This window comes from Haloplanus rubicundus (genome assembly GCF_003342675.1).
Lineage (GTDB): Archaea > Halobacteriota > Halobacteria > Halobacteriales > Haloferacaceae > Haloplanus > Haloplanus rubicundus.
This window is the reverse complement of sequence record NZ_CP031148.1, coordinates 2,043,254-2,066,348: the sequence shown is the minus strand read 5'-3', so window position 1 is coordinate 2,066,348 and position 23,095 is coordinate 2,043,254. Positions and strand designations below refer to the sequence as shown.

Here is a 23,095-nt window from a genome sequence, read left to right as displayed (position 1 = left end):
AAAGAACTTGTCGCTGTGGTCGGTCGGGTGGGGTATGAAGGCCATCGTCCTGGCAGGGGGGTACGCGACGCGACTCTGGCCGATCACCAAACATCGGCCGAAGATGTTTCTCCCGGTCGGCGACACGACGGTCATCGACACCGTCTTCGAGGATCTGGAGGCCGACGACCGGATCTCCGAGGTGTACGTCAGCACCAACGAGCGCTTCGCCGACGAGTTTACGACGTATATCGCCGAGGGCGAGTTCGAGAAGCCCACCCTGTCCGTCGAGGAGACGACGGACGAGGACGAGAAGTTCGGCGTCGTCGGCGCGCTCGCCCAGCTCATCGACCGCGAAGGCGTCGAGGAGGACCTGGTCGTCGTCGCCGGTGACAACCTCATCAGCTTCGACGTGTCGGAGTTCGTCGACTTCTTCGAGGCCAAGGGCACGCCGGCCATCGCCGCCTACGACGTGGGATCGAAAGAGCGGGCGCGGTCGTACGGACTGGTCGAACTCGACGGCGACCGAGTCGTCGACTTCCAGGAGAAACCCGACGACCCGAAGAGCACGCTCGTCTCCATCGCGTGTTACGCCTTCCCCGCCGACACCCTCCCGCTGTTCGAGGAGTATCTCGACGCCGGCGAGAACCCCGACGAGCCGGGGTGGTTCATCCAGTGGATGCAGGCCCGCCAGCCGGTCCACGCGTTCACTTTCGACGGCGCGTGGTTCGACATCGGGACGCCGGAGAGCTACCTCGACGCCGTCGCCTGGCATCTCGACGGCGACAACCGCGTCCACCCGAACGCGACGGTCGAGAACGTCGAACTGCGTGGGAACGTCCACGTGATGGCCGGCGCCGACGTCGCCGACTCGACGCTCGAACGCACCGTCGTCTTCCCGAACGCCACCATCCGCGACGCCGACGTTCGCGGGTCGATCATCGACGAGGAGACGCGGATCGAGAACCTCGACCTCGCGGACGCGCTCATCGGCGCGCACTCCACGATGACGAACGGCGACGATAGTAGCGAGTGAAACTGTCTGCACGGCCGATCGTGGGCCGTACTGGGGTCGGCTGTGCGATGACGTGCAACCGCTACTAACAGTGGACGGCCGCCGGCCCGACCGCCGGCTGGTCGATCTCGACCGTCGCCAGTACGGCGCTCTCGCCGTCGCCGGGGCGGTGGACGAACCGATACGTCTCGCCCTCGCAGGCGGGGTTCAGGGCGCTGTCGCTCCCGTAGCCGTCGATGTGCGCGTAGTCGCCGGCGGTTAGCGGACCGGCGGTCGTCCACACGGCGTCCCACCGCACCTCGTTCCCCGAACTGTCGGTGATGTAGAAGTGTTCGCCGACCTCGACCTGTCCGCCTTCGAGCGTCAACACGACGTACGGCCGGTCGTTCGTGTTCCCGTCCCCGTCGGCGTGGTACTCGGTGCCGTAGCTGTACTGCGGCGTCGGATCGGGGGGCGGTTCGATTCCGAGGAGGAGACTGCCGAGCACCGCGGCCAACACGACGACGAGCGCGAGCAGCAGGGCGACCCCGACGACCGGCGATATCGCGCGGCCGTCCCGGCGGAGGACTCCGGACATACGACCCCGTTCGGGTGGGTGTAGTATAATGTCACCCCAGCCACGCGTCCGTCACCCGCAGGTGGCCACGCGACCCCTCCCACACTCGCTCCCACTCCAGTTCGATGGGCCGGGACATGTGTGGCCCGTCGACCACCAGCGTCTCGAACTCCCCACCCTCACCGAGGGGGTGGACGCCGTACCGTTCGTTCAGGGCGATCAGTTCGTCGAGGGTGTCGGCGTCGAGGCGTCGGCCGAGCCACGACTCGTCGAGGCCGGCGGCCGCGACCTGGACGATCAGGATTTCGAAGCCAGCGTCGAGCATCTCCTCGGCCAGCGTGACGGGGTCGCGCTGCCAGAGGGGTGCGTAGAGGTCGAGTCCCAGCCGCTCGCACATCGCCTCGATACGGCTCGTCTGGAACTCGCTCTCGACGGCGCCGGCGGTGACGCCGGTCAACGGCGACAGTTCGCGAAGCGCCGCCTCCAGCGGTTCGAGTTCGGCGTCGCCCTGGGCCGCCGAGTCGGTCGCCGTCGCCGCGCCGAGGTCACCGGGATCGACTTCCAGCAAGTCGATCCCGACGCTCTCGGCCGCCAGTGCGGCGAGATCCGTCGCCGGGACGTGGTACATGTAGGAGTCGTCGCCGGGATGGACGGTCACGAGCGTGGTCACGTTCAGGCCGTCCTCGAGCGCGCGATACAGCGCCCACGAGGAGTCCTTGCCGCCGGAGAAGAGGCTCGCCCACGCGCCGTCGCCCTCGCTGTCGTCGGTCATCACCGTCGCTAGGCGGAGTGAGCGGTTAGGAACTGTGGTTCGTCAGCCGCGGGCGCTCGACGTTCGCGGCGGGCGGCGAAAAGGGGGTGGACTGGCCGAGCTTACATGTAGCCCAGGTCGCGGAGGCGCTCCATGAGGTCCTCCTTGTCCTGGGCGCGGCCGGCGCGTTCGGTCGTGTTCGCCATGTCCTGGAGCCACGCGGGCTCCTCGTCGGACTTCTCGGTGCTGACCTCGCTGCCCAGCGACCGGAAGCCGGCGAAGTACTTCGGGCTGACGGGGATGTCGGCCTGCGTGAGGCCGTTCGGCAGGTCCTCGGAACCCTGCGGGACGTAGCCCTCGTCCGGGAAGTCGGCGACGGTGTCGGGGACGACGTAGTTCCAGAAGGCGTCCCACACGTCCGGCTCCGCGAACTGTAGGATCGGCTGGATGCGGTCGTGGGGCGGGTAGATGTCGGGGTCGTGGCGCGGGCTGAAGAACGTCTCGTCCGCGCGCGCCTCCTGTTCGTCCCAACGGACGCCGGAGATGACGCCGTCGATGCCGTACTCCTCCAGTGCGTCGTTGAGCGCGACGGTCTTCAGCAGGTGGTTGCCGACGTAGGTGTCGAGCAGGAACGGGAAGTCGTCCTCCTCGTACTCCAGAATGTTGCGGATGTGGTGCTGGTTGTGCTCGGACAGTTCCGAGACCGGGATGTCGTCACCCGGCTCCAGCCCGTGCTCGCCGACGTACGCGCCCACGTCCTCGTTTTTGGCGTAGATCACGTCGAGGTCCCACTCCTCGGCCCAGTGCTCCACGAAGTCGTGGATGGCGTCGAAATGCTGGTAGTGGTCGATGAAGACCGCGGGCGGCGTCTCGAGGTCGAACTGCTCGGCGACCTCCTTGATGAAGTAGAGCGTGAGCGTCGAGTCCTTGCCGCCGGTCCACATCACGGCGGGGTTCTCGTACTGTTCGAGGCCCTGTCGGGTGACCTCGATGGCCTTCTCGATCTTGTCTTCGAGCGTCGGATAGTCGTCCGGCGTCTCGCCCTCGCCGTCCGTGTAGTCGACGTCGAGGTAGTCGGGGAACTCGCTCATCGTATAATAATATGTAATTAGCCTCGCTAAAGTGTTTTTTGACTCCGCCCGCCGTCACGGGCGTGTGGGGCGGTAACACTCGCGGAATCGACGCGCCGCCGAGTGGGGTGTCTACTCGTCGTCCTCGTCTTTCATCTCGCCGAGTTGGTCGATCAGGTCGTCGGTCGACGCGTCCGTCTCGAAGCTGACCGTGCCCTCGTGGTCGTTCTCGTGGACGGAGACGCCCTCACCGTCGTCGTCGGCGTCGACGTTCTGGTTCTGCTGTTCGGATTCGTCGTAGCTCCCAAAACCCATATGTGACCGTTCGTGTGCCGTGGATTAAAACGCCCGATCCGTCGCCGCTACGTTCGACACTCTCATACATGGCGCCGTGGAACGGTGCCCCCATGCGGCCGATTCCGCGTCGGGGCGTCGCCGCCGTCCTCATCCTCGCGCTCGGCGCTCTCCTCGTGGCTCACGGTACGCTGACCCCCGATCCGGCGGCGGGACGGTTCCCGGGCAACGGCGCCGTCGGTTCCGGAACGCTCGCGACGGGTGACCGGGTGGTCGTCGCCGGCACCGCCCGCGGCGACGCGCCCGGGGGCGCCCGCCTCGACCTCGGCGGCGGTCCCACGGTGATCGTCCACGGCCTCGACGCCGACCCGGGTACCGACGTGTGGCTCTACGGAACCTACGAGGACGGGACGATCCGAAGCGACCGAGCCGTCGTCCGCGCGCCGTGGGAGATCACCTACCTCTACGCCGTGTCGGCGCTCGGCGGGATGCTCACGCTCGGTCGAGTCGTGCGGACGTGGCGCGTCGACACCGACCGCTGGGTCATCGTACCCCGGGAGGACGGGGATGGCTGACCTGCTGACGCACGTCCTGACCGCCTACGTCCTCGCGGCGCTCCTGTCGCTCCGTGACGATCGGATCACGCCCGCGATGGTGACGGCCGCGATGGTCGGTGGCCTCGTACCCGACCTCAATCGCATCGGACTCGTCGTCCCGGCGTCGGCCGTCGAGTCGCTACTCGGCGTGCCGTTCGACTGGGACGCGCTCCTGACCGTCGGTGGCGTGAGTGTCGTACTCGGACTCGGGACGCTCCTCGTCCCACCCCGACTTCGGCGCCGCACGGCCGCCATGCTGGCGCTGGGTACCCTGTCGCATTTCCTGCTCGACTACCTCCTCCTCTTTCCGTCGGGGTACAGCCACCCCTACCTGTGGCCGATGACTGCGGCCGGGCTGCCGGGGCCGGAGCTGTATCTGAGTTCGGCGCGATGGCCGGCCGTCGTCGCCGCGGCGTGTGCGGCGCTGGCGTGGCTAGCGAATCGTCGGCAGAAACGAGTGGGGTGGGTGTCGGACGGTCGGAACTAGCTGATGAACTGATTGTCTCGCCAGTTCACGCCGTTCTTCTCGGCTTGGGACTGGCTGGGGTTCTCGACGACTTCGACGGAGGCGGGGCGGTCCTCGCCCTCGACGATTCGGGTCGCCTTGAGTTCGTCGTCCTCCTCGACGATGGCGGTGAGCGTCCCCTTCTCGGCCATGCGGGCGATGTCCCGCAGGACGAGGAACATGGGGTACTGGAGCGCGGTGTTCTGGAGCACCGTCTCGCGGTCGCCTTTGAAGCAGGCGAACTCCACGAGTTCGGAGGGAATCTCCTCCTCTTCCTCCTGCCACGGCCCGCCGGCGCGTGGCGGCTCCTCCTCGTACACCCGCGTCTCGGTGACGCTGGCTTTCAGCTGGGCCGTCGGGGTGTACTTGCTCAGGTTTTCGTCCTCCGAGACGGCCTTGAGGATGAGCGTGTTGTTCCGTCGAGTGAGGGTTACGTCCGCGATTTCGGGGGGGAGGTCGGGGTCCCCCTCGAAGTATTCTTGCACGTCTTCGAGTGGCAGTTCGAGCGTCGAATGGAGTCGATATACGCGGCCTGACATAGTTTGTTCTCGGCGAGGGTGGCACCACTACGCCCGTCTACCGGAGTGTACGGGGCGTATGCTTATATGACCTGCTGTTCTCATTGGATGGCGAACACGTCGGGCTACTCGCCCGCGAGCGTCGCCTCGAGTTCACCGCGCTCGTCGAGTTCCGCGAGCACGTCGCTCCCGCCGACGAACTCGCCCTCGACGTACGTCTGGGGCGTCGTCTCCCACCCGCTGTGGGATTCGAGCGCCTCGCGGAACTCCGGCAGCGCCGGCAACACGTCCACCGTCTCGAAGTCGTCGACGTACTGGGAGACGAGTTCGAGCGCCCGCTGGGAGTAGCCACACTGGGGCATGAGCCGGTTGCCCTTCATGAACAGCACCACGTCGTTTTCCTCGATGGCGGTGTCGACCCGCTCCTGTACGGTGTCGGCGTCCAGGTCGCTCCCGGGTTGGAACGTCATGGCTCTGCGTACGGTACGGCGAGTGAAAGGGGTTGCGCACCGACGTGGAAGGGACTGCCTACTCCGGCGCCGAATCCGCGAGAGTCGCCGCCACCCCGGTGTACGTCGCCGGCGTCAACGCCCGGAGCTCCTCGCGCACCGGCGCGTCCACGTCTAGGTCCTCGAACAGGTCGCGGAAGTCCTCGATGGTCACCCGCTCCCCTCGCGTGAGCTCCTTCACGCGCTCGTAGGCCTCGGTGTCGCCCTCGCGGCGCAGAATCGTCTGAACCGCCTCGCCGATCACTTCGGGCGTCGCCTCTAGTTCCTCGCGCATCACCTGCTCGTTCGGCACCACCTTCTCCAGCCCGGCCTCGGTCTTGCGGTAGGCGATGAGGCAGTGGCCGAGCGCCGCGCCCATATTGCGTTTGACCGTCGAATCCGAGAGGTCGCGCTGGAGTCGCGAGGTGGTCACGTAGTCCGCGAGGAAGGTCAGGTCCGCGTTGGCCTTCGAGAGGTTCCCCTCGCTGTTCTCGAAGTCGATGGGGTTCACCTTGTGGGGCATCGTCGACGACCCCGTCTCGCCCGCGACGGCGCGCTGTCCCAGATACCGGTCGGAGACGTAGAGCCACGCGTCGAGGTCCAGATCCCGGAGGACGTTGTTGACGCCGCGGAGGGCGTCGAACAGGGTGGCGATGTCGTCACAGGGGTTGACCTGCGTCGCGAGCGGCGTATGATCGAGGCCGAGCCCCGTGACGAACTCGCGGGAAAAGGCCGGCCAGTCCACGTCGGGGTAGGCGGCGTCGTGGGCGGCGTAGGTGCCCGAAGCGCCGGCGAGTTTGCCCGAAAGCGAGTCCGCAGCCTCGCGGACCCGGCCCATCGTCCGCCCGAGGCGCGCGGCGACGACGGCCATCTCCTTGCCGAACGTCGTGGGCGTCGCCGGCTGGCCGTGGGTGCGCGCGAGCATCGGCGTGTCCCGATAGTCGCGGGCGAGCGTCGTCAGTTCGTCTCGCACGCCTGCGAGCGCGGGCAGGAGTACCTCCTCGACGGCGGGTTCGAGCAGGAGGCGGTGCGCGAGGTTGTTCACGTCCTCGCTGGTCAGGCCGAAGTGGATCCACGGGTGGAGCGATGCTCGCGTCTCCGTCTGCAGGAAGTACTCCACCGCCTTCACGTCGTGGTTGGTCGCGCTGTAGCCCGCCGCACCCTCGGTTTCGAGGCGCTTGATCAGGCGGGCGTCGTCGGCGTCGAAGTCCTGATAGCAGTCGCGCAACGACTCGCGTTCCGTGCCGTCGACGGCGACCGGTGTCGCGTCGAGGTCCGCGAGCGCGAGGAGATACTCGACTTCGACGCGGACCCGTGCCCGCATGAGCGCCGACTCGCTGGCGTAGGGCACCAGCGGTTCGGTGTAGCGCGCGTAGCGCCCGTCGAGCGGCGAGACGGCCGCGAGCGGGTCGCTCCGTGGCAGATCGGTCATGCTCCGGAGTCGCCGTGGACGGCGCAAAAGCGTACCGGTCCGCCGAGTCGCAACTGTTTTTCCCTCGCGCCCGCCTCCCACCACCATGCTCCGAATCGCGGGTCTCGCCGGCAATCGCGGACGGAACCTGATGCACATCGCGGACCTGGCGCCCGGCGGCGCCGAGGTGGCCGCAGTCCTCACCGACCACGAGTCGGCGCCGGTGCTGTCGGCGGCCGCCGACCGCGGCATCCCGACCGAAGTCGTCGAGCGCGGCGACGACACTCGTGCCGACCACGAGTCGCGGGTGCGCGACCACCTCAACGACTACGAGTTCGACCTGGTCTGCATGGACGGCTACATGCGCGTCCTCTCCGGGGAGATGCTGGAGGCCCTGCCGACCACCCTCAACGTCCACCCCTCCCTGCTCCCCGCATTCCGTGGTGAGGACGCCCACGAACAGGCGCTCGCGGCCGGCGTTCGCACCACGGGCTGTACCGTCCACGTCGCCACCGAGGAACTCGACGCCGGTCCCATCGTCACGCAGGAGGCGGTGCCGGTCTACGAGGGCGACGACGCCGACGACCTGAAGCGACGTGTCCTCCACGAGGCGGAGTTCAAGGCGTACCCACGCGCTGTGAGGTGGTTCGCGGAGGACCGCGTCACCGTCGCGGACGGCGAGGTTCGCGTCGAGGGCGACGAGGCCGGTCAGTTCCCCACCCGCCGCGCCGTCTCCGACGACCGCAGCCGGACGCTGCGCTACGGCGAGAACCCCCACCAGGACGCCGCGCTGTACGCCGACGCCGCGAGCGACGCCGCGAGCGTCGTCGCCGCCCCGCAGTTGAACGAGGGGGCGAAGGCGCTGTCGTACAACAACTACAACGACGCCGACGCCGCCCTCGATCTGATCCGGGAGTTCGAGGAGCCCGCGGCCGCGGTGATCAAACACACCAACCCGGCGGGGTGTGCGACCGCCGACTCGCTCTCACAGGCCTACGACGACGCCCTCGCGACCGACGCCATGAGCGCCTTCGGCGGCATCGTCGCCTTGAACCGCCCCTGCGACGCCGCCACCGCCGAATCCATCGTCGACTCGTTCAAGGAAGTCGTCGTCGCGCCCGGCTACACCGACGGCGCCTTGGACGTCCTCACCGAGACGGAGAACCTCCGCGTCCTCGACGTGGGCGAGTTGACCGAACGCACCGACGCGCTGACCGAAAAGCCGCTGACCGGCGGCCGCCTCGTCCAGGAACGCGACGACTGGGCGCCGAGCCGCGAGGATCTGGAGGTCGTCACCGAACGCGACCCCACCGACGAGGAGATCGAGACGATGCTGTTCGCGTGGCGGACGCTGAAACACGTCAAATCCAACGCCATCCTGTTCGCGTCGGGGACGGAGACGGTCGGCATCGGCATGGGGCAGGTCAGCCGCGTCGACGCCGTGCGGCTGGCGGCGATGAAAGCGGACGAACACGCCGAAGGAAAGGGCGCCGAGGGGGCCGTGATGGCCTCCGACGCGTTCTTCCCGTTCCCGGACGGGGTGGAGGAGGCGGCCAAGTCGGGGGTTTCGGCCGTGATCCAGCCCGGCGGCTCCGTCAACGACGAGGACGTCGTCGCCGCCGCGGACGACCACGACATGGCGATGGCGTTCACCGGAAAGCGGTGCTTCAGACACGACTGAAAGGAGTGTCTGAAGTTCACGGGACGAGCGGAGCGAGTCCCGTGGTGCTTCCGGCACGATTAGTGCCTGAAGCCAGCGAGACGAGCGACAGTGAGTCTCGCGCGGCTTTAGACACGACTGAAAACCACGCTTCGGACGCGGAGCGGGGGTTGCGTGTAGCCCGATTATCGGGGCTGATACCCGACGCCGAAAGCATATGCGTTCGGTGGGCGTGGTTCCGCGAGTGCAGAGTGTCGGCGATACGATCACGGTCCTCTACGTGAACGACGATCCGGATCTCTTGGAGCTTCTGGTCAGGGGGCTGGAACGCGAGAACGAGCGGCTGACCGTGCGGACGGCGCTGTCCGCGGACGAGGGGATCGAGGCGGTCCGCAACGGGGACGTCGACTGCGTGTTGAGCGACTATCACATGCCGGAACGGACGGGCGTGGCGTTACTCCGGGACGTTCGCGCGGTCGACGCGTCGCTCCCGTTTATCATGTTCACGGAGACCGGGAGCGAGGTAGCCGCGAGCGAGGCCATCTCGGCGGGCGTCACCGATTACATCATTCAGGAACCCATCGGCAGCCAACACGCGCTCGTCGCTCGGAAGGTCGTCTCTCACGTCGAGCGTCGCCGGATGGAGCGAAGCGCCGCCCGTGCGGACGAGCGGCTGCACGAACTGGCCCAGACCTCGAACGACGTCCTGTGGACGTTCTCCGCCGACTGGGGGGAACTCCTGTTCGTCAACGCCGCATACGAGGACGTCTTCGGTCAATCCCCCGAGACGATCCGTACCGATCCGAGCGCCTTTCTGGACGTGGTACACGACGACGACCGCGACCGAGTGACACTGGCGATGGAACGTGCCTCGGCCGGAACGGCCCAGCAAGTCGAGTTTCGAGTCGATCACGCCTCCGGGATGCAACTCTGGGTGGAGTCACACTGCAAACCGGTCACGGACGACGACGGGACCGTCCAGCGTGTCGTCGGCTTCACGCGCGACATCACGGAGCGAAAGACCCGCGAGCGGGATCTCGCGAGAAAGAACGAGACCCTGGACCAGTTCACGTAGACCGTCGCCCACGATCTGCGGAACCCGCTGAACGTCGCCGACGGGCACCTCGACATCGCCCGCCGGGAGTGTGAGAGTCCTCACCTCGAAACGACCGCCCGGTCGCTCGCCCAGATGAACGACCTGTTGGAAGACCTCCTCACGCTCGCCCGGACCGGCGAGACCATCGACGAACTCACCGCCGTCGACTTCGCCGACGTCGTGGACGCGAGCAGTAGCAACGTGGCGACGATGCGGACGACGGTGGCCGTCGCTGGCTCCGCCCGGATTCGGTGTGACCCGAGTCGGCTGAAGGAGGCGATGGAGAACCTGCTCCGGAACGCCGTCGAGCACGGCTCGGCGGGCAACCGGTCGGAGACCGGTGACGCCGTCGAACACAACGAAGCGTCGGTCCGGATCACGGCCGGCGTGCTCCCGGATCGAACCGGCGTGTACGTCGAAGACGACGGTGCGGGGATTCCACCGCGGAGCAGGATCGGATATTCGAGAGCGGCTACACGACGCTCAAAGCTGGGACGGGTTTCGGACTGTCCATCGTCGAAGAAATCGTCGAAGCCCACGGCTGGTCCATCCGCGCTCGGACTGGCGAGAGCGGTGGCGCCCGGTTCGAAATCACCGGCGTCGAGTTCGTCGACTGAGCGTCGATCCGACGCGCCGGACGCGTCGAATCGGCCCGGACCGTCGGGAGCCGTCGACCGCGGTAACAACGTTTAAGCGCGGCTCGAAACCACGACCACCCATGACGATAACCGTCCCCGGACCGACGCTCGGCGTGGTCGGCGGCGGCCAGCTCGGCCGGATGCTCGCCGAGGCGGCGGCCCCGCTCGGCGTCGAGACCATCGTGCTCGACCCGACGCCGGACTGTCCGGCCGCGCCCGTCGCGCGCGATCAGATCGTCGGCGACTTCGACGATCCGGACGCCATCGGTCGGCTGGCCGACCGCGCCGACGCGCTGACCTACGAAATCGAACTCGCGGACCCGGACCACCTCGCGGACGCGAGCGAGGCGGCGGACGTGCCGGTCCACCCGACGCCCGAAACGCTGCGAACGATTCAGGACAAGTTCCTGGAGAAGGAGATGCTGACCGAGGCCGGGATTCCGGTCCCCGAGTACCGCCGCGTCGACTCGGTGGCCGACCTCGAAGCCGCCGTCGAGGAGTTCGGCGCCGTGATGCTGAAAGCTCGGGAGGGCGGCTACGACGGCCGGGGCAACGTCCCGGTCCGCTCGCCGGAGGAGGCCGAGGACGCCATCGAAACCGTCGGGTCGGCCGACGACCCGGCCGCGCTGGCGGAGGCGTTCGTCGACTTCGAGCGCGAAGTCTCCGTCATCGGCGTGCAGGGCGACGGCGAGGTGCGAACGTTCCCCGTCGGCGAGAACGTCCACGAGGAAGAGATCCTGCGCGAGACGGTCGTCCCGGCGCGGACGAGCGAGGCGGTGAAAGAGCGCGCCCAGACCGTCGCCCGCGAGGTGCTCGACGCCCTCGACGGCCGCGGCGTCTTCGGCATCGAACTGTTCGAGACTCCCGAGGGGGATATCTTGGTCAACGAAATCGCCCCGCGCCCCCACAACTCCGGGCACTGGAGTATCGAGGGGGCGGTCACCTCGCAGTTCGAACAGCACGCCCGTGCCGTCCTGGGCTGGCCGCTGGGATCGACCCGACAGCGCGCGCCGACGGTGAGCGCGAACGTTTTGGGGACCGTCGACGAGACGCGACCGGCCGAACTCGCCGGCGTCGAGGCCGTCCTCGAAGCGGAGTCGGCCCACCTCCACTGGTACGGCAAAGACTCGGTGCGCCCGCTCCGCAAGATGGGACACGTGACGGCGACCCGCGAGGACGGGACGCCGGCGGACGTGACCGCACTCCTCGAATCGACACGCGAACTGCGCGACGCACTCACCTTCCGATGACCGACGACATCGACGACCTGATCGACGAACTGCACGCACAGGCGGACGCCGACCGACCGACCGAGGAGACGCCCGAGGTGGGTATCATCATGGGATCGGACTCGGACCTCGACGTGATGGCGGGGGCGTACGACGCCCTCCGCGAACTCGGCTTCGCCGAGCAGACCGACTACGACGACCCGCCCGAGGCCCGCTTCACCTTCGAGAGCTACGTCGTCTCCGCCCACCGAACGCCGGACCTGATGTACGCGTACGGCGAGACGGCGGCCGACCGCGGACTGGACGTGCTCATCGCGGGAGCGGGCGGGAAGTCCGCGGACCTGCCGAACATGACGGCCTCCATCGCCTACCCGCTCCCGGTGATCGGCGTGCCGGTCCAGGAGAAATCGGTCGATTCGGTGATCGGCATGCCGACGGGCGCGCCCATCGTCGCCGTCGACGCGGGCAAGTCCTACAACGCGGCGCTGTCGGCGGTCCAGATTCTGGCGCGCGAACACGCGGAACTGGTCGAGCGACTGGACGCCGAACACGACGCGTTGCGGGCGGGCGTGGCGGGGGTGTCGCGGGCGCTGCACGACCTGGGTATCGACGGCTTCCGCGAGCGGTCGGAGTAGGTCGACGCGGTCGGGGGTGGCGGTCCCCTGTCGGCCGGTCGGACACACCGCCGAGTAGACGCGACGACAGCCCCTAAAAGGACCGTAGACGGGCGCGAAATCGGCTCACGTCCCCGAATGGCATAAATCAACGCTTATGGGGGAGCACTCCTAACCGCCAAGACGACAGGAATCAAGGTATGAATCAGTGGATAGCAATCGGTGCACTCGGCCTGGTCGGCGTCGGCATCCCCATCGGCATGATGGTAGTGTCCGCGCTCCTCCGGCCGACCGTCACCGAACAAGGAAAGACCGTCATCTACGAGAGTGGAGAGGTCCCGACGGGGACGGCGCACGTCCAGTTCAACATCCAGTACTACATGGTTGCGCTGCTGTTCGTCGTCTTCGACGTCGAAACCGTCCTGATCTTCCCGTGGACGTTGATCTATCGGCCGGCACTGGAGGGCGGGGCGACCCTCGCTCAGGTGCTCGCGCCGATGCTGGTGTTCATCGGGGTCCTCGCCATCGCTCTCGTCTGGGCCTGGCGGAACGGCGCGGTCGAGTGGGTCAAGAGCCCGCGCGCGAACCGCCGTAAAACGGAGCGTCAATCATGAGTAGCGAACAGGAACGATTCGTCACCGACACGACACAGGTAGGAAGCGAGACACGCGACGCCCGCATCGGGGCGTCGGGAACCGACAACCGGTTCAACTCCAAACTTCGCGAGGCGTTCGGCTCCTCGCCGTTCATCCTCACGAAGTTCGACCGGTTCATGGAGTGGGTGCGTGGCTCCTCGATGTTCATGCTGCAGTTCGGCATCGCCTGCTGTAGCATCGAGATGATGCACACGTACGCGGTCAAACACGACCTCGACCGGTTCGGGGCGGGCGTGCCGCGTGCGTCGCCGCGACAGGCCGATGTGATCATCGTTCCGGGGACCATCGTCTCCAAGTTCGCCCCGCGGATGAAGCGCGTCTACGACCAGATGCCCGAACCCAAATTCGTCGTCGGCATGGGGTCGTGTACCATCTCCGGCGGTCCGTTCCAGGAGGGGTACAACGTCATCAAGGGTGCCGAGGAGGTCATCCCGGTGGACATCCACGTTCCCGGCTGTCCGCCCCGGCCCGAGGCGCTGGTCTACGGCGTCGCCAAGCTGCAGGAGCGCATCGCCAACGGCGAGAGTTCGCCGGTGACGGTCAAACCCTACGAACTCGAACAGTTCAGCGACCTCGACCGCGACGAAGTGGTCGACAAACTCGCCGAACAGATCGACGAGGACGACCTCGTCATGCGGTACAACTGGGCCGACTCGCCATGAGCCTCGAAGAATCACCCCCGGATACGGTCGAGACGGAACCGACCACGGCCGAGGAGATCGACGCCCTACTGGGCGATCTGGTCCTCGACCGCGACGACCACCTGAACGCGCCGGGCTTCGTGGTCCGACCGGACGAGGTGCAGGACACCCTCTTCCGCCTGCGCGACGAGGCCGGCTACGACCACCTGTCCTGTGTCACGGCACAGGAGTACGAGGACCGCTACGAGTCTATCTACCACCTCAAGAAGTACGACGACCCCACCGACGAGGTGAGCGTCGTCGTGCCGACGCCGACCGACGACCCGGTCAGCGAGTCGGCGGAACCCGTCTACCGCACCGCCGACTGGCACGAACGAGAGGCGTACGACCTCGTCGGCATCCAGTACGACGACCACCCGGACCTGCGTCGCATCCTCCTCCCCGAGACGTGGCAGGGCCACCCCCTCGGCCGGGACTACGATCAGGACCGGCCACAGATCGTCCCCCTGCGCGAACACGCCAACCCGCTGCAAGAGGACCACGCGAGCGACGCGGGCGACACGATGTTCCTCAACATCGGCCCGCACCACCCGGCGACCCACGGCGTCCTCCACCTGAAGACCGTCCTCGACGGCGAACAGGTGGTCGACGTGGAGTCCGACATCGGCTACCTCCACCGTTGTGAGGAGCAGATCTGTCAGCAGGGCACCTACCGCTACCAGATCATGCCCTACCCGGACCGCTGGGACTACATCTCGGCGGGCCTGCTGAACGAGTGGGCGTACGCCCGCGTCGCGGAGGACCTCGCGGACATCGAGGTGCCGGAGTACGCACAGGTCATCCGGACGATGGGCGCCGAACTCTGTCGGATCGCGGCCCACATGCTCGCGGTCGGCACCTTCGCGCTCGACGTCTACGGCGACTTCACCGCCATCTTCATGTACGCCGTCCGGGACCGCGAGAAAGTCCAGAACATCCTCGAAGAGCTGACGGGCCAGCGCCTGATGTTCAACTACTTCCGCCTCGGCGGGGTGGTCTGGGACCTGCCCGAACCCCGCGAGGAGTTCTTCGAACTGGTTCGGGACTTCCTCGACGACCTGCCGGAGGCGCTGGAGGAGTACCACGACCTCATCTCCGCCAACGAGATCCTGCAGATCCGGACCGTCGACACGGGCGTGCTGCCCCCGGAAGTCGCGAAGAGCTACGGGGCCACGGGGCCGGTCGCTCGCGGGTCGGGCATCGACTACGACCTGCGCCGCGACGACCCGTACGGCTACTACGACGAACTCGACTGGGACGTGCCGGTCGAGGACGGCTGTGACAACTACAGCCGCCTCCTCGTCCGCTTACGCGAGGTGGAGGAGTCGGCGAAGATCATCGAGCAGTGTGTCGACCTGCTGGAGGACTGGCCCGAAGAGGAGCGGACGATCCAGTCGAACGTCCCCCGGACCATCCGGCCGGACGACGACACCGAAATCTACCGCGCCGTCGAGGGCGCGAAGGGCGAACTCGGCATCTACGTGCGTGCCGACGGCACCGAGAAGCCCGCCCGGTTCAAGATCCGGAGCCCGTGTTTCTCGAACCTCCAGACCCTGCCGGAGATGTCCAACGGCGAGTACATCCCCGACTTGATCGCGTCGCTCGGCAGCCTCGACATCGTCCTCGGTGAGGTGGATCGCTGATGGACGGGCTACTGCTCCAGTCGGGGACATCCACCCCGACGGGGACCGCCAACGCCTCCGCGGCTAACGCCTCCGCCAGCGGCCCGGTGACGACGCTCCCCGAGACGATCTCGGGCGCGCTCGGCCTCTCGGGCACGTTCGGCGACATCGTCGGCGGCCTCATCGGCGCCTTTCTCATCGCCAACATCATGCTCGGCATGACGGCGCTGGCCGGGCCGTGGGCCAAACGGAAGATCACGGCGGCGTTCACCGACCGCATCGCGGTCAACCGGATCGGCCCCTTCGGCCTGCTGATCATCGTCGCCGACGCGGTGCGACTGCTCTCGAAGGAACTGATCGTTCCGGACGGCGTCGACCGACCGGCGTGGGACCTCGCGCCGATCATCCTGCCCTTTTCGGCGCTGCTCGGCTTCGCGGTCATCCCGCTGGGGAGCGGCCTCCAGTTGGCCGACCCCGAGACGGGGATCGTCTTCGCGTTCGCGGCGGCCTCCATCGCGTCGCTCGGACTCGTGATGGCCGGCTACGCCTCGAACAACAAGTACTCGCTTCTGGGGTCGCTGCGCTCCATCGCGCAGAACCTCGCCTACGAGATTCCGCTCGTCCTCACGGCGGCGTCGGTGATCCTCTTCGCCGGCACCTTCCGGACGAGCGAAATCGTCGCCGCACAGACCGAGACGCTCGTCACGATTGCGGGCATCGCGATTCCGGGCTGGTACGCGTTCGTCAACCCGTTCGCGTTCGTCCTCTTCCTGGCGGCGAACATGGCGGAGATCGGACGCAACCCGTTCGACATCCCGGAGGCGCCGACGGAGATCGTCGCCGGCTACCAGACCGAGTACTCGAGCGTCTACTTCGTCCTCTTTTACCTCGGGGAGTTCATCCACATCTTCCTCGGCGGCGCGCTGATGGCCGTCCTCTTCCTCGGCGGCCCGGCCGGACCGGTCCTGCCCGGGTTCGTCTGGATGGTGATCAAGATGTGGGCGTTCTTCCTGTTCACGCAGTGGGCCCGTTCCGCGGTGCCGCGCGTGCGTATCGATCAGTTGATCGAAATCGGCTGGAAGGGGATGCTCGTGCTGTCCCTGGCTAACCTGGTGCTCACGGCAGTCCTCGTGGGAGTGATCGTGTAATGATTGGAATCCTCAAAGGCATGGCGGTGACGATGAAACACGCGCTGGACGGCAAGACGTTCACGGTCGAGTACCCGGACGTGGCGCCGGAGGTGAGCCCGCGGTTCCGCGGCGTTCACAAGTTCAGCCAGGAGCGCTGCATCTGGTGTCGGCAGTGCGAGAACGTCTGTCCGAACGACACGATCCAGATCGTACAGGACGACCAGCGCAACGGCGAACAGTACAACCTCCACATCGGCCAGTGTATCTACTGCCGGCTCTGCGAGGAGGTGTGTCCGGTGGACGCCATCCTGTTGACCCAGAACTTCGAGTTCACGGCGGACACGAAAGACGACTTCGTCTACAACAAAGAGCAGTTGAAGAACGTCCCGTGGTACAAGGGGATCGACCCGCTCGAATCGCGCAACCCCGACCGGAGCGCGTGGATCGGCGAAGGTGACGGCGAAATCGACTACCAGTGACAGCCGAGTCGGCGCTACGCCGTCTCGAAACGTTCAAAGGACTACCTCAAGCAAACTCAAGCAATGGTGTATGAAACGATCGCGTTCGCGCTGTTCGCCCTGATCACACTGGGCTGCAGCCTGGGCGTCGTCCTGGTCGAGGACGTGTGGCACTCCGCACTCCTCCTGGGTGGCGCCCTGTTGAGCGTCGCGGTACATTACGTGATGATGCAGGCGGAGTTTCTCGCCGCCATGCAGATCCTCGTCTACGTCGGCGGGGTGCTCATCCTCATCACGTTCGCCGTGATGCTCACGAAATCGACCTCGGCAGCGGAATCGACATCGACAACGGAGGTGCGTGAGACGTGACGACGAAGCCGTCGCTCAGAACCGGCTCGCACCTGCTCCCCGGCCTCGCGGCCGTCGCGCTGTTCGTCGTGATTGCGGCGGCCGTCCTCCGGGCCTCGTTCGGCGACCCACAGATGTTCGGCCCGGACGCCGAAATCACCGCGAGCATCGGCTACGCGATGTTCAACCTCGATATGGGTACCGTGCCCGGCGAGGGGATGCTCGTCGCCTTTATCGTCATCGCGGTGGCGCTCGACGCCGCCCTCGACGGGGCGATCCTCCTGGCGAAACGCGAGGAGGACGGCAGCGCCGTGGCGTTGCTCGCCGACGGCGGTCGGCGGGTCCGTGATCGGTTCCGCGGCGACGCGGAGGCCGAGACGGACGCGGAAACCGACGCCGGCGACGGAGGTGACCGCTGATGGTCCCAGTGCAGTGGTACCTCCTGCTCGCGACCGCCGTGTTCTGCATCGGGCTGTTCGGCATCCTGACCCGTCAGAACGCGCTCCTGTTCCTGATGTCGGTCGAGCTCATGCTGAACGCGGCCAACATCAACCTCGTGGCGTTCTCCGCGTACTGGGGCAACGTCACCGGCCAGACGTTCAGCCTGTTCACGATGGCGCTCGCCGCCGCGGAGGTCGCGGTCGGCATCGGCATCATCCTCGTGCTGTATCGCAACTTCAACGACGTGGACGTGACGCTGGCCAAGGAGATGAGGTGGTAAGATGGCGGCGTTCGACTACGCACCCGCGATCGTACTGCTCCCGTTCCTCTCCTTCCTCGTGTCGCTGGGGGGCGGGAAGTACCTCCCCAAGGGCGGCGCGTTCGGTGGCATCGCCGCCACCGCCGGCTCCCTGGTGCTGTCGGCCTGGGTCTTCCTGACCGTCGCGGGCGGCGAGGTCTACAACGAGACGCTCTACACGTGGGCGGCGGGCGTCGGCGAGGGGACGACCACCCTCACCTTCGGTCTGCTCCTCGACCCGCTGGCGGCGATGATGCTGCTGATCGTCTCGCTGGTCGCCCTGCTGGTCCACGTCTTCAGCCTCGGGTACATGAACGACGAGGGCGAGACTGGTTTGCCGCGGTACTACGCCGGACTCGGCCTCTTTACCGCCTCCATGCTCGGGTTCGTCGTCGCCGACAACCTGCTGATGGCCTTCATGTTCTTCGAGCTCGTCGGCCTCTGTTCGTACCTCCTGATCGGCTTCTGGTTCCGCCAGGAGGGGCCGCCGAGCGCCGCGAAGAAGGCTTTCTTGGTCACTCGGTTCGGTGACTACTTCTTCCTCGTCGGCGTCGTCGCCGTCTTCGCCACCTTCGGCACCGCGAAGTTCGCGGGCGAGGGGTCGTTCCCCGTCCTCGCCGAGGAGGCGCTCAACGGTGCGGCCGAGGTGACGACCTTCGGCTTCGCGCCCGAGACGTGGTTCACCATCGTCGGCCTCCTGATCCTCGGCGGCGTCATCGGGAAGTCCGCGCAGTTCCCGCTGCACACGTGGCTTCCGGACGCTATGGAGGGTCCGACGCCCGTCTCCGCGCTCATCCACGCCGCGACGATGGTCGCGGCCGGCGTCTACCTGGTCGCGCGGATGTACGGCTTCTACGCGCTCTCGCCGACGGCGCTCGGCATCATCGCGCTGGTCGGCGGCTTCACCGCCCTCGTCGCCGCGACGATGGGCGTCGTGAAACGGGAGATCAAGCAGGTGCTCGCCTACTCCACCATCTCGCAGTACGGCTACATGATGCTGGGGCTGGGGGCCGGCGGCTACGTCGCCGCCACCTTCCACCTGATGACCCACGCCTTCTTCAAGGCGCTCCTGTTCCTCGGCGCAGGCTCGGTCATCATCGCCATGCACCACGACGAGGACATGTGGAACATGGGCGGCCTCAAAGAGCGGATGCCCGTGACGTACTACACGTTCCTCGCGGGCTCGCTCGCGCTCGCGGGCATCTTCCCCTTCGCCGGCTTCTGGTCGAAAGACGAGGTGCTCTACGAGACGCTCATCCACGGACTCGGGGGGTCACCCCTGCTGCTCGCGGGCTACGCGATGGGCCTCCTCGCCGTCTTCTTCACCGGCTTCTACACCTTCCGGATGGTCTTCCTGACCTTCCACGGTGAACCCCGGACGGAGACTGCTCGGAACCCCCACGGCGTTCGATGGAACGTCAAGGCCCCGCTGGTCGTGCTGGGGGCACTCGCCACCGTCGTCGGCGTCGTCAACATGGTGCCCGTCGAGAAACTGCTCGGCATCTCGGGCATCGACTTCCTGCACCAGTGGCTGGACGGCGGCTTCGAGGCGCTGACTGCCCACCACTACGGCGACGTGCTCCCGTACTCGTCGGCGTACATCGGCGGGGAGACGACGACTGTCGCCGTCGGCGCGGCCGTCTCGCTCGGTCTCGCGCTCGCGGGCGTCCTCACGGCACACGTCCTCTACAACGTCGACGACCCGACCGAGCACACCGAGAAGCTCGGCGCGATCAAGACGCTGTGGTACAACAACTACTACCAGGACGAGTACCAGGTCTGGATCGCCCAGTCGGTCGTCCTGCCGGTGGCTCGGCTGGCCGATACGTTCGACCAGGGCGTCGTCGACGGCGTCGTCAACGGCGTCTCGTCGGTGAGCCTGTTCGCCGGAAGTCGGATTCGACGCATCCAGACCGGCGTCGTGACTAACTACGCCGCGCTCCTCACCCTCGGGCTCGTGGCGTTGCTCGTCGTCTTCGGCGTGATGGGAGGGTGGTTCGCATGATCATCGAAGCGCTCATCGCCGTTACGTTTATTGCCGCGTTCGTGGTGATGCTGGCCCCCGACGAGGTGGCCGGCCGCCTCGCCGCGGCGCTGAGTCTGCTCCCCGTGGTCGGGAGCCTCTACATGTGGAGTCGGTTCGACGCGACCGGTAACGCCCTGATGGGCGGTGACATCGCGTTCGAGACGATGGTGCCGTGGCTGGAACTCGGCGGCTACACGCTCAACTGGCACGTCGGCGTCGACGGCATCGGCCTGCCGCTGGTCGTGCTGACGACGCTGCTCTCGACGCTCGCCATCGTGAGCGCGTGGACGCCCATCGACGAGCGCCAGTCGCAGTTCTACGGCCTGATGCTGTTCATGGAAGCGAACCTCCTCGGCGTCTTCACCGCGCTCGATTTCTTCGTCTGGTTCGTCTTCTGGGAGGCCGTCCTCCTGCCGATGTACTTCCTCATCGGCGTCTGGGGCGGTCCCCGCCGGAAGTACGCCGCGATCAAGTTCTTCGTCTACACCAACATCGCGTCGCTCGCGATGTTCATCGGCTTCATCGCCCTGGTCTTCGGCCTGGGCGACTCGGTGTCGTCGCTCGACATGCCGGCCATCGCGGCCGCGCTCCGGGCGGGGGAACTCGGGTCGCTGTACGGCATCCCCGCCGCGACGCTGCAGTCCGTGGCGTTTATCGCCATGTTCCTCGGCTTCGCGGTGAAGGTGCCCATCGTCCCCTTCCACACGTGGCTGCCGGACGCCCACGTCGAGGCGCCGTCGCCGGTGTCGGTGATGCTGGCGGGCGTCCTCCTGAAGATGGGGACCTACGCCCTGCTCCGGTTCAACTTCACCATGATGCCCGAGACGGCGACGGCCTTCGCCGTTCCCATCGCGCTGATCGCCGTGATCAGCGTCATCTACGGCGCGATGCTCGCGCTGGCCCAGCAGGACCTCAAGCGCATCGTCGCCTACTCCTCCGTCTCCTCGATGGGCTACGTCATCCTCGGCCTCGTCGCCTACACGACCTACGGGGTCGGCGGGGCTACCTTCCAGATGATCGCCCACGGCCTCATCTCGGGGCTGATGTTCATGGCGGTCGGCGTCATCTACAACGCCACCCACACGCGGATGGTGGGCGACATGTCCGGCATGGCCGACCGGATGCCGGTCACCACGGGAATTCTGGTCGCCGGCGCCTTCGGCTACATGGGGCTCCCCCTGATGGCCGGCTTCGCCGGCGAGTTCTTCATCTTCAAGGGCGCCTTCGCGTCGACGGTCACGGCCGGGATGCCCCTCTACACCGCCGCGGCGATGTTCGGCATCGTCATCGTCGCCGGCTACCTGCTCTTCGCGATGCAGCGGACGCTCTTCGGGGCGTTCCGCCTGGAGACCGACTACGAAGTCGGTCCCGCCGCGCTCCACGAGACGGTCCCGCTGGCCGTCCTCCTCGTGACGATCATCGTCCTCGGGGTCGCCCCCGACCTCTTCTTCGGGATGATCCAAGACGCGGTGAATCCGCTGCTGGACTTCGGAGGTGAACTCTCGTGATCCCGATTCAGACCCAACTGCCGACCTGGACGGCCGTCACGCCGACGCTGCTGCTCGCCCTGACGGCGCTCGTCCTGTTCCTCGTCGACAGCATCGACCCCGACTCGACCCGGCCGACGGCGCTCGCCGGCATCTCGGCGCTCGGGAGCGTCTCGGCCCTCGTCGTCGCCGGCTGGTTCCTGCTCGCGGGCACCGGCCAGACCGGAAGCGGCGGTGCCATCGAACTCTACGGTGGCTCCATCGTCGTCGACGGGATGAGCCTCTTTTTCACCGTCATCTTCGCCAGCGTCGCCGCCATGGTGTCGCTCGCGAGCTACGACTACCTGCGCGACCGGACCTACCAGGCGGAGTTCTACTCCCTGGTGATGCTGGCCGCGACGGGGATGAGCCTCATGGCCTCGTCGGGGTCGCTGGTGACGGTGTTCGTCAGCCTCGAACTCGCCTCGCTCCCCTCCTACGCGCTCGTCGCCTTCCTCAAGAAGAACCGCGGGAGCGTCGAGGCGGGGCTGAAGTACTTCCTCGTCGGCGCCGTCTCCTCGGCCGTCTTCGCGTTCGGTATCTCCCTGATCTACGCCGTCACCGGGTCGCTCCTCCTCTCCGAGGTGGCCGCGGCTATCGGTGATGCGGGTGACCTCGTCGGCGTCGCGGGCATCGGTATCGTGATGATCGCCGGCGGCTTCGCGTTCAAGACGGCCTCCGTCCCCTTCCACTTCTGGGCGCCGGAGGCGTACGAGGGCGCGCCCGCTCCGATCAGCGCCTTCCTCTCGTCGGCGTCGAAGGCGGCCGGCTTCGCCGTCGCCTTCCGCGTCTTCGCCGTCGCCTTCCCCATCGACGCCGTCGTGCCGATGGGCGTCGACTGGCCGCTCCTCTTTGCCGTCCTCGCCGTCGTCACGATGACGCTCGGCAACTTCGCGGCGGCGACTCAGGAGAACGTCAAGCGGATGCTCGCGTACTCCTCGGTGGGGCACGCGGGCTACGCGCTGATCGGCCTCGCGGCGCTCTCGGGCGGTGGCCCCAACGGCTCCGTGATGGGCGCGAGCATGGCCCACCTGCTCGTCTACGGCTTCATGAACACGGGCGCGTTCCTGTTCATCGCCATGGTCGAGCACTGGGGGGTCGGCCGCACCTTCGAGGACTACAACGGCCTCGCGACGCAGGCGCCGGTCGCCTGTCTGGCGATGACCGTCTTCATGTTCTCGCTGGCGGGGCTGCCGCCTTTCGGCGGCTTCCTCTCGAAGTACGCCCTCTTCTACGGGGCGATTCAGGGTGGCTTCTGGTGGCTCGCCGCCGTCGGCGCCATCAACAGCGCGCTGTCGCTGTTCTACTACTCCAGAGTGGTGAAAGCCATGTGGATCGAGGACCCGTCCGGAACCTTTGATCTCGGCGCGACGCCGCTCGGCATCTACGTCGCGGTGCTCGTCGCCGCCGTCGGGACGCTCGTCCTCCTGCCGGCGTTCGGGCCCGTCGTCGAGACGGCCCAGAGCGCCGCGACGGCGCTGTTCGCGTAA

26 protein-coding genes are annotated in these 23,095 nt (G+C 67.1%); 19 read left to right on the top strand and 7 right to left on the bottom strand.

All coding sequences use genetic code 11. The features are described 5' to 3' along the window. The first annotated feature begins 34 nt into the window (after positions 1-34). The gene (locus DU484_RS11545; RefSeq protein ID WP_114586189.1) at positions 35-1,015 is read left to right on the top strand and encodes a sugar phosphate nucleotidyltransferase; all 981 of its coding nucleotides are present in this window, start codon (positions 35-37) and stop codon (positions 1,013-1,015) included. A 64-nt stretch (positions 1,016-1,079) separates the two neighbouring features. Here DU484_RS11545 and DU484_RS11540 read toward each other — a convergent pair whose 3' ends face one another. The 4 genes from DU484_RS11540 to DU484_RS11525 form a co-directional block, all read right to left on the bottom strand. Beyond that, the gene (locus DU484_RS11540) at positions 1,080-1,571 is read right to left on the bottom strand and encodes a type IV pilin (protein WP_114586188.1); all 492 of its coding nucleotides are present in this window, start codon (positions 1,569-1,571) and stop codon (positions 1,080-1,082) included. Between the two features lie 31 nt (positions 1,572-1,602). Then, positions 1,603-2,322 (bottom strand): diphthine--ammonia ligase, encoded by a 720-nt coding sequence (locus tag DU484_RS11535; protein ID WP_114586187.1) that lies wholly within the window; start codon positions 2,320-2,322, stop codon positions 1,603-1,605. Positions 2,323-2,423: 101 nt separating this feature from the next. Beyond that, complete coding sequence (locus DU484_RS11530) at positions 2,424-3,392, bottom strand: phosphoadenosine phosphosulfate reductase family protein (protein ID WP_114586186.1); 969 nt, start codon at positions 3,390-3,392, stop codon at positions 2,424-2,426. Positions 3,393-3,503: 111 nt separating this feature from the next. Continuing rightward, positions 3,504-3,686, bottom strand: a complete 183-nt coding sequence (locus DU484_RS11525) for a DUF5786 family protein (protein WP_114586185.1) — start codon at positions 3,684-3,686, stop codon at positions 3,504-3,506. Positions 3,687-3,778: 92 nt separating this feature from the next. Here DU484_RS11525 and DU484_RS11520 point away from each other — a divergent pair, with 92 nt between their 5' ends. Beyond that, a complete protein-coding gene (locus tag DU484_RS11520) occupies positions 3,779-4,240 on the top strand; it encodes a hypothetical protein (RefSeq protein ID WP_114605958.1) in 462 nt (153 codons plus the stop codon). Beyond that, positions 4,233-4,748 (top strand): metal-dependent hydrolase, encoded by a 516-nt coding sequence (locus tag DU484_RS11515; protein ID WP_114586183.1) that lies wholly within the window; start codon positions 4,233-4,235, stop codon positions 4,746-4,748. The genes DU484_RS11520 and DU484_RS11515 overlap by 8 nt, the downstream gene beginning before the upstream one ends. Here DU484_RS11515 and DU484_RS11510 read toward each other — a convergent pair. The 3 genes from DU484_RS11510 to purB all read right to left on the bottom strand — a co-directional run bounded on the left by DU484_RS11510 (position 4,745) and on the right by purB (position 7,204). Continuing rightward, positions 4,745-5,305: a DUF7110 family protein gene (locus DU484_RS11510; protein ID WP_114586182.1), complete on the bottom strand. Its 561-nt coding sequence runs from the start codon at positions 5,303-5,305 to the stop codon at positions 4,745-4,747. The genes DU484_RS11515 and DU484_RS11510 overlap by 4 nt on opposite strands. Before the next feature lie 104 nt (positions 5,306-5,409). After that, on the bottom strand, positions 5,410-5,754 hold the full coding sequence (locus DU484_RS11505; protein WP_114586181.1) for a glutaredoxin family protein: 345 nt from the start codon (positions 5,752-5,754) through the stop codon (positions 5,410-5,412). Positions 5,755-5,812: 58 nt separating this feature from the next. Beyond that, on the bottom strand, positions 5,813-7,204 hold the full coding sequence (purB, locus tag DU484_RS11500; protein ID WP_114605957.1) for an adenylosuccinate lyase: 1,392 nt from the start codon (positions 7,202-7,204) through the stop codon (positions 5,813-5,815). Between the two features lie 85 nt (positions 7,205-7,289). On the opposite strand from purB, the gene purH reads away from it, so the two are divergent. From purH to DU484_RS11420, 16 genes are all read left to right on the top strand, one after another. Next, positions 7,290-8,864 carry a bifunctional phosphoribosylaminoimidazolecarboxamide formyltransferase/IMP cyclohydrolase gene (gene purH / locus DU484_RS11495; RefSeq protein ID WP_114605956.1) on the top strand — a complete coding sequence of 525 codons (1,575 nt, stop codon included), beginning with the start codon at positions 7,290-7,292 and terminating at the stop codon, positions 8,862-8,864. A 223-nt stretch (positions 8,865-9,087) separates the two neighbouring features. Next, positions 9,088-9,918 carry a PAS domain S-box protein gene (locus tag DU484_RS11490; RefSeq protein WP_187347694.1) on the top strand — a complete coding sequence of 277 codons (831 nt, stop codon included), beginning with the start codon at positions 9,088-9,090 and terminating at the stop codon, positions 9,916-9,918. 15 nt (positions 9,919-9,933) lie between these two features. Beyond that, on the top strand, positions 9,934-10,632 hold the full coding sequence (locus DU484_RS11485; protein WP_114605954.1) for a sensor histidine kinase: 699 nt from the start codon (positions 9,934-9,936) through the stop codon (positions 10,630-10,632). Between the two features lie 25 nt (positions 10,633-10,657). Further along, on the top strand, positions 10,658-11,827 hold the full coding sequence (locus tag DU484_RS11480) for a 5-(carboxyamino)imidazole ribonucleotide synthase (RefSeq protein ID WP_114586176.1): 1,170 nt from the start codon (positions 10,658-10,660) through the stop codon (positions 11,825-11,827). Further along, the gene (gene purE, locus DU484_RS11475; RefSeq protein ID WP_114586175.1) at positions 11,824-12,441 is read left to right on the top strand and encodes a 5-(carboxyamino)imidazole ribonucleotide mutase; all 618 of its coding nucleotides are present in this window, start codon (positions 11,824-11,826) and stop codon (positions 12,439-12,441) included. Before DU484_RS11480 ends, purE begins: the two co-directional genes overlap by 4 nt. Before the next feature lie 179 nt (positions 12,442-12,620). Then, entirely contained in the window at positions 12,621-13,034 is a 414-nt protein-coding gene (locus DU484_RS11470) for an NADH-quinone oxidoreductase subunit A (protein WP_114586174.1), read from the top strand. Beyond that, positions 13,031-13,738: an NADH-quinone oxidoreductase subunit B gene (locus DU484_RS11465; RefSeq protein WP_114586173.1), complete on the top strand. Its 708-nt coding sequence runs from the start codon at positions 13,031-13,033 to the stop codon at positions 13,736-13,738. Before DU484_RS11470 ends, DU484_RS11465 begins: the two co-directional genes overlap by 4 nt. After that, positions 13,735-15,399 carry an NADH-quinone oxidoreductase subunit D gene (locus DU484_RS11460; protein ID WP_114586172.1) on the top strand — a complete coding sequence of 555 codons (1,665 nt, stop codon included), beginning with the start codon at positions 13,735-13,737 and terminating at the stop codon, positions 15,397-15,399. The genes DU484_RS11465 and DU484_RS11460 overlap by 4 nt, the downstream gene beginning before the upstream one ends. Next, positions 15,399-16,526: a complex I subunit 1/NuoH family protein gene (locus DU484_RS11455; protein WP_114586171.1), complete on the top strand. Its 1,128-nt coding sequence runs from the start codon at positions 15,399-15,401 to the stop codon at positions 16,524-16,526. Before DU484_RS11460 ends, DU484_RS11455 begins: the two co-directional genes overlap by 1 nt. Next, positions 16,526-16,987: a NuoI/complex I 23 kDa subunit family protein gene (locus DU484_RS11450; protein ID WP_049936392.1), complete on the top strand. Its 462-nt coding sequence runs from the start codon at positions 16,526-16,528 to the stop codon at positions 16,985-16,987. The genes DU484_RS11455 and DU484_RS11450 overlap by 1 nt, the downstream gene beginning before the upstream one ends. Before the next feature lie 63 nt (positions 16,988-17,050). Then, positions 17,051-17,335, top strand: a complete 285-nt coding sequence (locus DU484_RS11445; protein WP_114447406.1) for an NADH-quinone oxidoreductase subunit J — start codon at positions 17,051-17,053, stop codon at positions 17,333-17,335. Then, positions 17,332-17,733, top strand: coding sequence for a proton-conducting membrane transporter (locus DU484_RS11440; protein WP_262342776.1), 402 nt, complete (start codon positions 17,332-17,334; stop codon positions 17,731-17,733). The genes DU484_RS11445 and DU484_RS11440 overlap by 4 nt, the downstream gene beginning before the upstream one ends. Next, on the top strand, positions 17,733-18,035 hold the full coding sequence (nuoK, locus tag DU484_RS11435) for an NADH-quinone oxidoreductase subunit NuoK (protein ID WP_114447408.1): 303 nt from the start codon (positions 17,733-17,735) through the stop codon (positions 18,033-18,035). Before DU484_RS11440 ends, nuoK begins: the two co-directional genes overlap by 1 nt. Before the next feature lies 1 nt (position 18,036). Then, the gene (gene nuoL, locus DU484_RS11430; RefSeq protein ID WP_114586169.1) at positions 18,037-20,058 is read left to right on the top strand and encodes an NADH-quinone oxidoreductase subunit L; all 2,022 of its coding nucleotides are present in this window, start codon (positions 18,037-18,039) and stop codon (positions 20,056-20,058) included. Further along, on the top strand, positions 20,055-21,587 hold the full coding sequence (locus tag DU484_RS11425; RefSeq protein WP_114605953.1) for a complex I subunit 4 family protein: 1,533 nt from the start codon (positions 20,055-20,057) through the stop codon (positions 21,585-21,587). Before nuoL ends, DU484_RS11425 begins: the two co-directional genes overlap by 4 nt. After that, the gene (locus tag DU484_RS11420; RefSeq protein ID WP_394338764.1) at positions 21,587-23,095 is read left to right on the top strand and encodes an NADH-quinone oxidoreductase subunit N; all 1,509 of its coding nucleotides are present in this window, start codon (positions 21,587-21,589) and stop codon (positions 23,093-23,095) included. The genes DU484_RS11425 and DU484_RS11420 overlap by 1 nt, the downstream gene beginning before the upstream one ends.

Bases quoted from the DNA above. Each gene is read 5' to 3' on its own strand.
- DU484_RS11470 (WP_114586174.1), top strand. From the start codon at position 12,621: ATGAATCAGTGGATAGCAATCGGTGCACTCGGCCTGGTCGGCGTCGGC.
- DU484_RS11515 (WP_114586183.1), top strand. From the start codon at position 4,233: ATGGCTGACCTGCTGACGCACGTCCTGACCGCCTACGTCCTCGCGGCG.
- DU484_RS11445 (WP_114447406.1), top strand. From the start codon at position 17,051: ATGGTGTATGAAACGATCGCGTTCGCGCTGTTCGCCCTGATCACACTG.
- DU484_RS11450 (WP_049936392.1), top strand. From the start codon at position 16,526: ATGATTGGAATCCTCAAAGGCATGGCGGTGACGATGAAACACGCGCTG.
- DU484_RS11505 (WP_114586181.1), bottom strand. From the start codon at position 5,754: ATGACGTTCCAACCCGGGAGCGACCTGGACGCCGACACCGTACAGGAG.
- DU484_RS11525 (WP_114586185.1), bottom strand. From the start codon at position 3,686: ATGGGTTTTGGGAGCTACGACGAATCCGAACAGCAGAACCAGAACGTC.
- DU484_RS11535 (WP_114586187.1), bottom strand. From the start codon at position 2,322: ATGACCGACGACAGCGAGGGCGACGGCGCGTGGGCGAGCCTCTTCTCC.
- DU484_RS11540 (WP_114586188.1), bottom strand. From the start codon at position 1,571: ATGTCCGGAGTCCTCCGCCGGGACGGCCGCGCGATATCGCCGGTCGTC.
- DU484_RS11520 (WP_114605958.1), top strand. From the start codon at position 3,779: ATGCGGCCGATTCCGCGTCGGGGCGTCGCCGCCGTCCTCATCCTCGCG.
- DU484_RS11460 (WP_114586172.1), top strand. From the start codon at position 13,735: ATGAGCCTCGAAGAATCACCCCCGGATACGGTCGAGACGGAACCGACC.
- purH (WP_114605956.1), top strand. From the start codon at position 7,290: ATGCTCCGAATCGCGGGTCTCGCCGGCAATCGCGGACGGAACCTGATG.
- DU484_RS11480 (WP_114586176.1), top strand. From the start codon at position 10,658: ATGACGATAACCGTCCCCGGACCGACGCTCGGCGTGGTCGGCGGCGGC.
- DU484_RS11530 (WP_114586186.1), bottom strand. From the start codon at position 3,392: ATGAGCGAGTTCCCCGACTACCTCGACGTCGACTACACGGACGGCGAG.
- DU484_RS11510 (WP_114586182.1), bottom strand. From the start codon at position 5,305: ATGTCAGGCCGCGTATATCGACTCCATTCGACGCTCGAACTGCCACTC.
- purB (WP_114605957.1), bottom strand. From the start codon at position 7,204: ATGACCGATCTGCCACGGAGCGACCCGCTCGCGGCCGTCTCGCCGCTC.
- purE (WP_114586175.1), top strand. From the start codon at position 11,824: ATGACCGACGACATCGACGACCTGATCGACGAACTGCACGCACAGGCG.
- DU484_RS11455 (WP_114586171.1), top strand. From the start codon at position 15,399: ATGGACGGGCTACTGCTCCAGTCGGGGACATCCACCCCGACGGGGACC.
- nuoK (WP_114447408.1), top strand. From the start codon at position 17,733: ATGGTCCCAGTGCAGTGGTACCTCCTGCTCGCGACCGCCGTGTTCTGC.
- DU484_RS11545 (WP_114586189.1), top strand. From the start codon at position 35: ATGAAGGCCATCGTCCTGGCAGGGGGGTACGCGACGCGACTCTGGCCG.
- nuoL (WP_114586169.1), top strand. From the start codon at position 18,037: ATGGCGGCGTTCGACTACGCACCCGCGATCGTACTGCTCCCGTTCCTC.
- DU484_RS11465 (WP_114586173.1), top strand. From the start codon at position 13,031: ATGAGTAGCGAACAGGAACGATTCGTCACCGACACGACACAGGTAGGA.
- DU484_RS11425 (WP_114605953.1), top strand. From the start codon at position 20,055: ATGATCATCGAAGCGCTCATCGCCGTTACGTTTATTGCCGCGTTCGTG.